This is a genomic window from Citreicella sp. C3M06 (genome assembly GCF_018860705.1).
GTDB lineage: Bacteria > Pseudomonadota > Alphaproteobacteria > Rhodobacterales > Rhodobacteraceae > Salipiger.
On record NZ_JAHKQA010000033.1, the window covers coordinates 1 to 6,378 of the forward strand.

Below are 6,378 nucleotides of genomic sequence, written 5' to 3' on the forward strand. Positions count from 1 at the left end.
GACACCGGTCAAGTACCCCTCTCGGGACATTGCTTTGCAATGCCCTGCCGGGCAAGGGACAAGCGCAGATACAAGCGGCGCAACCGCATCGAGATCATGTTCGGCAGGCTCAAGGACTGGCGGCGGGTGGCGACACGCTACGATCGCTGTCCCAAGGTGTTCCTCTCCGCCATCGCTCTCGCGGCTCTAGTCATCTATTGGTTATGAATCCTGACCCTAAGCTGTAGCGACTGACGAAGGAACGACCCAGATGACGAAGCGGAAACGCTATTCGGCCGAGTTCAAGGCGAAGGTGGCGTTGGAGGCCATCCGCGAGGAGCTGACAACGGCGGAGCTGGCCAAGAAGTACGGCGTCCACCCCACAATGATCAGCGGTTGGAAGAGAACGGCGATCGAGAACATGGCATCGGCGTTTGGCGGTGCCGCATCGGCCGAGCCGGCGATTTCCGAGAAGGATGTCGAGAAGCCGCACGCCAAGATCGGCTAGCTGGCCCTGGAACGGGATTTTTTATCGGAAGCCTCCAGTCTCATCCCCGGCACTGGAGGCAGAAAACGGTGAAGCAGGACCATCCCGATCTCAGCGTTCGGCGGCAGTGCAGCCTGCTGTCGCTGGCACGGTCCAGCCTCTACTCTCACCCGCGCGGGGAAAGCGCCGAGAACCTGGCGTTCATGAAAGTCATCGACCGGCAGTTCTTGGAAACGGTTGCCCATTGAGGCGCCATTGGTTCAAGTCTAATGGGCGACGGTACGGCTCGCGTCAGATGGCCCGCCACATGCAGCGAGAGGGGCACAAATGCGGGCGCCATCGGGTGCGGCGGCTGATGAGGCTCATGCGTCTGGTGCCGATTTACCAAGAGCAGAAGACGAGCAAGAAACACCCTGAGCACAAGGTTTACCCATACCTTCTCAAAGGCTTGGCCATCACCCGACCCAATCAGGTCTGGTGCCCGGACATCAGCTATATCCCGATGCGCCGGGGCTTCCTGTACCTCGTGGCGGTCATGGACTGGCACAGCCGGAAGGTTCTGAGTTGGCGGCTGTCGAATTCGATGGATGCCGGGTTCCGTGTCGAGGCGCTGAAGGAGGCGCTGGCCAGATACGGCCCGCCAGAGATATTCAACTCCGATCAAGGCCCGCAGTTCACCAGCACCGACTTCACTGACGTGCTGTACGACGCCAAGGTGAAGATCTCCCCTCTCGGCAGATTGCTTCGCAATCGCCTGCCGGGCAATGGATGGACGGGCGCGGGCGCTGGATCGATAATCGGATGATCGAGCGCTTGTGGCGGTCCCTGAAAGACGAATGCGTCTATCTGAACGCCTTCGAAACCGGCTCTGAAGCCCGCGATGGGATCGGCGCCTGGATTACCTACGACAACGAAAACGCCCGCACTCATCGCACGGGCCGCTGACGCCGGACGAGGCTTATGGTAGCCGAGCCCCGAAACCTGAAAGCGGCGCCTGACATGATACCCATGCTACAGCTTAGCCCGGCGGCAAACTGGTCGAAAAACCGGGACCACCTCTGTGCTGAACTGCGACACTGCGCTTGGCATACCCGTCACTGTGCCCGTAGGCTCAATCCGTCTGGGGTGAGGGGAAGAACGTCCTTAACCCGATTTGTGCGATAGAACCTATCAACAGGCCCCGGTCATCTCGCCTTGGTCCGGGCCGACAGCTGCAGCGCAATCCATGTGGCCATAGGCAAATTCTGCCGGATCATCGCGACAGGCCGCCAGATCCGGCGGAACGGGATTGGCCCAGACGGCAGCGTTGCGGCTTGCGGGCTGTCGCCCAAAGCCTTCAGGGAAATGTCTTCGCCACGCGGCGCCCGGTGAGGTCTTCCCAGAACCGGTCGGCCCGGGCCTCAAAGCTGGCGCTGCCGCGCGCGTCGCTCTGGTACAGGCTGCCCGGACGCAGACCTGGCACATAGTCCTGCTCGACCCAGCCCCGCGGGTCGTCATGCGGGAAGCGGTAGCCTTCATGGCCGAGCTTCGCCGCACCGGCGTAATGGGTGTCGCGCAAATGCTTTGGCACCACCACCGGTGCGGAGCCCTCGACCAGCTCCAGGGCGGCGCCGATCCCGCGGCAAGCCGAGTTGGACTTTGGCGCGCGCGCCACGTGCAGCGCCGCATGGGCCAGGATGATCCTTGCCTCGGGGTAGCCGATCCGCTCCACTGCCGTGGAGGCCGCAACCGCAGTCTGCAAAGCGCTGTTGTCCGCAAGGCCGACGTCTTCGGAGGCGTGGACCATGATGCGGCGCGCGATGTAGCGCGGATCCTCCCCGGCGTGGATCAGCCGCGCCAGCCAGTAGAGCGTGGCATCCGCATCCGAGCCGCGCATGCTTTTGACGAAGCTCGAAACCACATCATAGTGCTGATCCCCTGAGCGGTCATGGTTGACCGCGGCAGACGCATAGGCTTCCTCGAGCATGGCTTCGGTGATCGTCACCCGGCCGCCGGGGTGGCCCAGGCACAGGCTTTCAAGCGTTGTCAGCGCGCGCCGCGCATCGCCCCCCGAACGCCCCGCAACAAGGCGAATATGCGCATCGGACATCTCGACATCGCTGCCCTGTTTGCGCAGATGGGCAAGGCCGCGCCGCACCACCTCCTCCATGTCATCGATCGACATCGGCTCTAGCTTGAGGATCGTCGAGCGCGAGACAAGCGCCGGCGGCAGGGCGTGATAGGGGTTGCCCGTGGTGGCGCCGACAAAATCCGCCGTGCCCTCTTCGCAGATCGACAGCAGGTCATCGGCCTGGGTGGCCGAAAACCGGTGCACCTCGTCGACGAAGATCAGCAGCGGGCGAATCCGCGCCTCGTCGGCGATCTTGCGCAATTCCTTCACCCCGTCGCGGGTCGCATGCAGGGGGCGGAACTCCTTGCCAAGCATGTTGCCCACCGCGCGCGCGATGGTGGTCTTGCCGACACCCGGAGGACCATAGAGGATCAGGCTCCCAAGGGCGCCAGCGCTGATCCGTCGGCGCAAGATAGTGCCCTGCCCGGTGATGGCCCCCTGCCCGATCACATCCTCCAGCGTCTGCGGCCGCAGAGCGGCGGCAAGCGGGACATGGCCCTGCACGGGCGCGGCGTCGAAGAGATCGGACAATGGAGGCTCCTGCGATATGAGGCGCATGCACGCGGTTTGTGCCGGTCTATGCGCTGAACGCGCAATTGGTAAATGCCCCGCCGCGCCGCAAAGGATCGCGCGACCGTGCAACGCGGCCCGGCGCGGCGGCAGGCCCCTTGCGCGACCATGCCTCTGGCGTTGCTCGCAGCACCGCGCCGTAGGCGGGTTTCATGCCCCCCCTGCGCCGCCGGTCAGACCGGCATCCTGCAACTGCTCCATATCCGGCAGATCGCGCAAGGTCTCCAGATCGAAGCTCACCAGGAATTTGTCGGTCGTGACATAGGTGTAGGGCGCGCCGCGTTGGGGGCTGCGCGGCCCGGTGCCGATCAGCCCCCGGTCGTGCAGCCGGCCGATCAGATCACGGCTGACCTCCTTGCCGAAGATCTCCCTCAGCCCGTCCCGGGTCACCGGCTGATGGTAGGCGATGGCCGCGAGCACCGCGAGATCGAACGTGCGCAGGTCAGTCTCCTGAGCGCCCACATCAGCCGCCTCGCGGATCACCGCGGCATAGGCAGGACGGGTGCGCAACATCCAGCCATCTGCGACGCGCGCCAACTCGTAGGGTCGCCCTTCGAGTTCGGCGGCAAGATCGTCGATCAGCAGATCCACCGCGACCCCCTGCCCCACAACCCGCGCCAGATCGGCGCGCGGCACCGGCGATGCCGAGGCAAAGAGCACCGCCTCGATCCGGCGCATCCATTCCCGCCAGCGCAAGGCCTCGGGCAGCGCATCGAGATTGCGGTCAAACGCTGCGGTTGTGGATTTCGGCATGCTCAGATCCCGTAGAGTCGGAAAGTGCTGCGGCCAGTCAGCTCGCGCGCAACGCCAAGCTCGACGAGACGGTCACAGAACCGCCTTGCGGCGCGATCGCTCATCAGGCCCGAGAGCGTTCCGCCGGGCGAGACCGCATCGCGCGACAGGAATATCTCGACCGCCTGAGCCGAGGCCCGGGAGCGCAATTTGGGCGCCACAGCGCGCAGAGCCTGGGCGGCGCGGGTGAGCTCCTGCGCCTGCCGGTACGCTTCGCCCGCCCCTTGGCGAACCGCCATATGGCAGCGCAGCAAAAGATCAGCGCCGCTCTGGCGCAGGGCCCGCCCAGAGAGGCTGGCCCCCAGGATCGGCACCACATGCTGCCAGCCCATGGCGCGCGCCAGCTCGGCATCTGCCCGGATCAATGCGGCGGTCTCGGCTTTGGGCGCCTCGGCGATCGCCGCCTCGAGCACCTGGGCAGCCCGGGCCACCGGTGTGGCGTCGCGCGCGGCCTGATCCGTTGGCAGCTTGGCGCGCGTCATCAGCCTGACGGGGCGAGACGTGGCCCGGCGCCAGTCCAGCAAAAGCGCGCCTGCCGGGCCGGGCGTATCTCCAGGCCTGAGCAGCATGATTTCGTCGCGAATCTCTGCTGCCTGTTCCCGGCGGCCCGTCATCGCGGCCCCAAGCTGCGCCGCGCGCAGGGACAGGCGTTCGCGCAAGAGCGCGTCGGGCAAAGCCTTGACCTGCAAGGTAAGATGCAGCAGCATGAGTGCCGCACCGCTGGAAAAACCCGCTGCTTCAATGTCCTGACCGCCGCCGGGGAGCCAGCCCGGCATGGCGCGCGGCAAAGGCCAAGGGAGGGGCGAGGGGGTCGAGGTTGATTTCATGACCTTCATCCTAGCCAGGCACGGCGCTTTGGCCAGTGTATTCCGCCAGAACCGCCGCGCCCTTTGCATCAGGGGCAATGCCATGCGTATCGCCAAGGCGCCTGCCCGCTGCGCTCTGTCAAAGGCAGCACACATCCCCCGGGCAGCGGATCACTGCGCCTGACGCGGCGCCGCCCTCACCCACAATCGCAGCGCCGCCTTGATCAGCACGCCTCCCCACAGCGCCAGTGTCAGGCAGCCCAGCACCATCGACGCGGGGCGGTCGAAAAAGGCCAGAAGATCGCCCTGTGTGCTGATCAGCGATTGCATCAGCGTCTGTTCGACGATCTTGCCCATGACGATGCCCAGAACCACCGGCGCCAGCGGCATTCCAGCGGCACTCATGATCGCCGCCAGCGCGCCAAGCCCCAGCATCACCAGCAGACCGGACATGTCATCACCGATGCGCGCCGCGCAGGCCACCAGTGGCGCCGGCCAGCCGCCGCGATCTTCGAGATCGCAGACCCGGGCGCGACGTCGGGCAGCCTGCGCGCGCAGTCCTTCTGCGACAGCAACCGCAGGATTTCGGGCAGCGCGAACATACCAATCAGCGCCGGGATGAAGGAAATGCCCTCGTGAAGCGCCCAGGATCCGAAGGTAAAACGCGGATAGCCGGTGGTGTAATCCATGCCCACGCTGGCAATCAGAAGCCCGATCATCAGCGCCGCCATGCCCTTGAGCATGTCGTCTCCGGCCACTAGCACCGCGCAGCTGAGCCCGAAGCAGCCAAGCGGCTCTGCTGCACACATCAGGGTGTGAACGGACCTCCCCTCTTATTTTTCCCAGTAGGACGTCACCGTTCGCGGAACGTCTCCCCGGAGCGCCTGCAATGTGGGATGTCTGGGTGGGGATCGGGCCGTAGTTCCCCTGGGCTTTTCAGGGCCGTGGGAAAGCTGGGTCGGTCCCCTTTATAGGTTTTGGTCCTGACCAGATGAAGGGGAGTCCTTGATGTCCCGCATGAGAGGAAAGGCACCGCCTGGCAGGAGCAGTCCGGCCGCCGTCGTGGTCGGTATTGATGTCAGCAAGAATTGGCTCGACGTGTTCCTGCACCCTGACGGGCAGCGGCTGCGGGTCGAGAATGATACAGCCAGAATCCACAAGCTCCGAACACGGTGCTTGGCGGTATCGGCCAAGCTGGTGGTGATGGAGGCGACGGGGCGATACCATCGTGCGGCGCATGTCTGTCTGCACACGCTGCTGGTGTTCTAGTCGCGATCATCAATCCATACCGATCCCGGCGTTTTGCGGATGTCCTTGGCCGTCTTGCCAAGACCGACGAGATCGACGCAGAGGTTCTTGCCCGGTTCGCTGTCGTCATGGAGCCGGCTCAGACCGAACCGCCGTCCAATGTGGTGGCACGGATCACGGAAATGACCGTTGCACGGCGGCAGATGGTTCAGGAGCGCCTCGCCCTAGAAAGCCGAAGGTCGCAGGCGTCGCTCGGCCTGGTCAGGGATCAGATCGACGAGCGGATTGAGCTGTGCAAGCGTCAAGCTAAGGCTCTCGATGCCGCACTGCTGGTCCTCGTCCGGGCGGAGCGGGAGATCGCCCGGCGGTTCGAAATTTTGACGTCG

The 6,378-nt window shown here is 64.9% G+C and carries 8 protein-coding genes and 2 pseudogenes; 5 read left to right on the top strand and 5 right to left on the bottom strand.

Annotated elements, in window-relative coordinates:
* Both KO516_RS06360 and KO516_RS06365 read left to right on the top strand, forming a co-directional pair.
* On the top strand, positions 1–207 hold a 207-nt coding region (locus tag KO516_RS06360; protein ID WP_216002816.1), incomplete at its 5' end, for a transposase.
* Positions 208–250: 43 nt separating this feature from the next.
* Positions 251–1,464: pseudogene (locus KO516_RS06365) on the top strand (IS3 family transposase).
* Between the two features lie 338 nt (positions 1,465–1,802).
* On the opposite strand, the gene KO516_RS06370 reads toward KO516_RS06365, so the two are convergent.
* The 5 genes from KO516_RS06370 to KO516_RS06390 all read right to left on the bottom strand — a co-directional run bounded on the left by KO516_RS06370 (position 1,803) and on the right by KO516_RS06390 (position 5,475).
* Positions 1,803–3,107 carry a replication-associated recombination protein A gene (locus KO516_RS06370; RefSeq protein ID WP_216002957.1) on the bottom strand — a complete coding sequence of 435 codons (1,305 nt, stop codon included), beginning with the start codon at positions 3,105–3,107 and terminating at the stop codon, positions 1,803–1,805.
* 189 nt (positions 3,108–3,296) lie between these two features.
* Complete coding sequence (locus tag KO516_RS06375; protein ID WP_216002958.1) at positions 3,297–3,899, bottom strand: SMC-Scp complex subunit ScpB; 603 nt, start codon at positions 3,897–3,899, stop codon at positions 3,297–3,299.
* A gap of 2 nt (positions 3,900–3,901) precedes the next feature.
* Positions 3,902–4,726, bottom strand: coding sequence for a DUF1403 family protein (locus tag KO516_RS06380; RefSeq protein ID WP_252737444.1), 825 nt, complete (start codon positions 4,724–4,726; stop codon positions 3,902–3,904).
* 189 nt (positions 4,727–4,915) lie between these two features.
* Positions 4,916–5,197, bottom strand: a complete 282-nt coding sequence (locus KO516_RS06385) for a hypothetical protein (protein WP_216002959.1) — start codon at positions 5,195–5,197, stop codon at positions 4,916–4,918.
* Entirely contained in the window at positions 5,179–5,475 is a 297-nt protein-coding gene (locus tag KO516_RS06390) for a tripartite tricarboxylate transporter permease (RefSeq protein WP_252737445.1), read from the bottom strand. The genes KO516_RS06385 and KO516_RS06390 overlap by 19 nt, the downstream gene beginning before the upstream one ends.
* 277 nt (positions 5,476–5,752) lie before the next feature.
* Between KO516_RS06390 and KO516_RS06395 the strand changes: the two genes are divergently transcribed.
* The 3 genes and pseudogenes from KO516_RS06395 to KO516_RS24085 all read left to right on the top strand — a co-directional run.
* Positions 5,753–6,013, top strand: a complete 261-nt coding sequence (locus KO516_RS06395) for a hypothetical protein (protein ID WP_216002963.1) — start codon at positions 5,753–5,755, stop codon at positions 6,011–6,013.
* A pseudogene (locus KO516_RS24710) lies at positions 5,917–6,168 on the top strand (transposase); the annotation flags it as partial. The gene KO516_RS06395 and the pseudogene KO516_RS24710, both read left to right, overlap by 97 nt.
* A 6-nt stretch (positions 6,169–6,174) precedes the next feature.
* The coding region (locus KO516_RS24085) for a hypothetical protein (protein ID WP_252737446.1) at positions 6,175–6,378 on the top strand (204 nt) is incomplete at its 3' end.

Bases quoted from the DNA above. Each gene is read 5' to 3' on its own strand.
- KO516_RS06375 (WP_216002958.1), bottom strand. From the start codon at position 3,899: ATGCCGAAATCCACAACCGCAGCGTTTGACCGCAATCTCGATGCGCTG.
- KO516_RS06385 (WP_216002959.1), bottom strand. From the start codon at position 5,197: ATGTCCGGTCTGCTGGTGATGCTGGGGCTTGGCGCGCTGGCGGCGATC.
- KO516_RS06390 (WP_252737445.1), bottom strand. From the start codon at position 5,475: ATGGCGGCGCTGATGATCGGGCTTCTGATTGCCAGCGTGGGCATGGAT.
- KO516_RS06395 (WP_216002963.1), top strand. From the start codon at position 5,753: ATGTCCCGCATGAGAGGAAAGGCACCGCCTGGCAGGAGCAGTCCGGCC.